This is a genomic window from Cellulomonas biazotea, assembly GCF_004306155.1.
Taxonomy (GTDB): Bacteria; Actinomycetota; Actinomycetes; order Actinomycetales; family Cellulomonadaceae; genus Cellulomonas; species Cellulomonas biazotea.
Genome location: NZ_BIMR01000335.1, coordinates 1 through 2406, shown reverse-complemented (window position 1 = coordinate 2406; position 2406 = coordinate 1). Strand labels below are relative to the sequence as shown.

Below are 2406 nucleotides of genomic sequence, written 5' to 3'. Positions count from 1 at the left end.
CTGCAGGACGAGCGCGCCCGGTCGCGCGGTGCGGCCGCGTCCCGAGCCTCGACGAGCGACGCGACCGGCGCGCCGGCGGGCGCCGTGTCGCCGGGTGCCGCGTCCGGGGGTGTCGCGCCCGGGGGTGCCGACGTCGACCTGCGTGCCGTGACCGCCGGGCTGCGGCCCGCGCTCGACGGCGTCCTGGAGGGCCTGCTCGCAATCGCGGGCATCGCGGCGGAAGGCCTGGTCCGGGACGTCGGCTGGCGGCTCCTCGACGCCGGGCGGCGCGTCGAGCGCGCGCAGCACCTGGTCGAGAGCCTGCAGGCGACGCTCGTCGAGCAGCGGCCCGCGACGGTCGACCGCCTGGTCCTGGAGTCCGTCCTCACGACGCACGAGTCGGTCATCACGGCCCGCCGCCGCTACCAGTCGGGTGCGCGCGTGCCGCAGGTCCTGGAGCTGCTGCTGCTCGACCGCACCAACCCGCGCTCGCTCGCCTACCAGCTCGACCGGCTCACGGAGGACCTCGCCGCGGTGCCGGTCGCGCACGTGCCGACGGACCAGCGCGACCACCTGATCGGCGACGTCGTCGCGCTCGTCGAGGAGCTCGACCCGCAGGCCGCGGCCGAGGTCGACGCGGACGGCCGCCGGGTCCGGCTCGCCGAGACGCTGGAGTCGATGCGCTGGCGCCTGCACGCCGCCGCCGACGAGATCGAGAAGGTGCACTTCGTCCGCCCCGCGCCGAGCCAGGCGCTCGAGGACCTCTGGGACTCCCCCGCATGAGCCGCACCTACGACCTGGTGCACCGCACCACGTACACGTACGCGCAGCCCGTCACGGACTCGTACGGCCGCACGACGCTGACCCCGCGCGACGTCCCCGGGCAGGCGTGCCTCGCGACGTCCCTGGAGATCGACCCGCTGCCCGCGGACACGGCCGCGCACGTCGACTACTTCGGCAACCGCACGACGTACTTCGGGGTGACCGAGCCGCACACCCGGCTCACGGTGACGTCCCGCTCGACGATCGAGGTGACGCGCTCGGCCCCCGAGCCGGAGCGGCTGCCGCAGATGCCGTGGGAGGAGGTCGTCGAGGCCGTCCGGGAGGGCGTCGCGACGGTCGACGAGCAGGCGCTGGTCCGGCTCCGGGAGTCGCTGCTGCCGTCGGTGCACGTGCGCCGCACGGACGCGGTGCGCGACTGGGCCGCGCCCTCGATGACGCCCGGTCGCCCGATCGGCGAGGTCCTGGTCGACCTGGCCCACCGCATCCGCACCGAGCTCGCGTACCGGTCCGGCTCGACGACCGTCCACACGACGCAGGACCAGCTCCTCGCGCAGCGCGCCGGGGTGTGCCAGGACTTCGCACACCTGATGATCGCGGCGCTGCGGCTGCACGGGCTGCCCGCCCGGTACTCGAGCGGGTACATCGAGACCCGCCCGCCCGCGGGCCGGGAGAAGCTGCGCGGGGCCGACGCGTCGCACGCGTGGGTGTCGGCGTGGGCGCCCGGGGCGGGGTGGGTCGAGATCGACCCGACGAACGACCAGCTCGTCGACGACCGGTACGTGCTGCTCGGCTGGGGCCGGGACTACCACGACGTCCCGCCGCTGCGGGGGGTCATCTTCACCGAGGGCCGCGGCGCGCACCCGTCGGTGCAGGTGGACCTGGTGCCGGCGGGCAGCGACCCGTTCCTCTGACGGCCCGGGCCGCACCGACGGCGGCACCCCCTGCCCATGGGCCCGCCGGTCCGCGCGCCCGTCAGCCGGCTGGTCCGCGCGCCCGTCGGCCAGCCGGTCAGCGCAGGTCGGTCCGCGCGCGCTCCGCGAGCTCCTCGGGCGGGACGGCGAACCCGCCGCTGTCGACGACGGTGCCGCCCGCGACCCGCCACAGCGTCGCGGTGACGCGCGCGACGGACGGGCTGACCCGCGACCGGGCGATGACGTGCAGCTGCGACGGGTGCTCGACGTGCAGCTCGCTCGGGTCCGGCGGCTGCCACACCACGTGGTACGCCCAGGTGCCGTACTGCCGCTGGTCGACGGTCGACAGGACGAGCGGGACCTCGCGGGCGCGCGCGGCCCGCACGGTGACGACGCCGTCGTACTCGAAGGTCGCCGCGAGCGAGAACGGCTGCGCGCCGGGGTCGGACACGGCGGGCTGCGGGACGTCGGTGGGGCCGATGCGTGCGCCGCCGAACGCGGGCCGGACGAGCGGCACGACGTCCTGCGGGGCGAGCGGCACGGCCGACCAGAGGGTGAGGTCGACGGCGGACGCGGGGTCGGGTGCGACGACCCGGGACCCGTCGGACGGCAGGACGGCACCGGCGGCGCGGCGGGCGGCGGCGACGGTCCAGCCGAGCGCGAGGTCGTGCAGGCCGGGCACGGGCACGCCGCCCGCGGCTGCGCCGTCCGCAGGCGCGACGCCCCCCGGCCC

2 protein-coding genes and 1 pseudogene are annotated in these 2406 nt (G+C 77.0%); 2 read left to right on the top strand and 1 reads right to left on the bottom strand.

The window, feature by feature from the left end; genetic code table 11:
* A partial coding sequence (locus CBZ_RS18050; RefSeq protein ID WP_130782854.1) for an alpha-E domain-containing protein occupies positions 1-762 on the top strand: 762 nt, incomplete at its 5' end.
* A complete protein-coding gene (locus tag CBZ_RS18045) occupies positions 759-1673 on the top strand; it encodes a transglutaminase family protein (RefSeq protein WP_130782853.1) in 915 nt (304 codons plus the stop codon). The genes CBZ_RS18050 and CBZ_RS18045, both read left to right, overlap by 4 nt.
* A gap of 97 nt (positions 1674-1770) precedes the next feature.
* Here the strand turns inward: CBZ_RS18045 and CBZ_RS18040 are convergent.
* Positions 1771-2406: pseudogene (locus tag CBZ_RS18040) on the bottom strand (hypothetical protein); the annotation flags it as partial.

Coding starts and splice junctions, on each gene's coding strand:
- CBZ_RS18045 (WP_130782853.1), top strand. CDS start 759: ATGAGCCGCACCTACGACCTGGTGCACCGCACCACGTACACGTACGCG.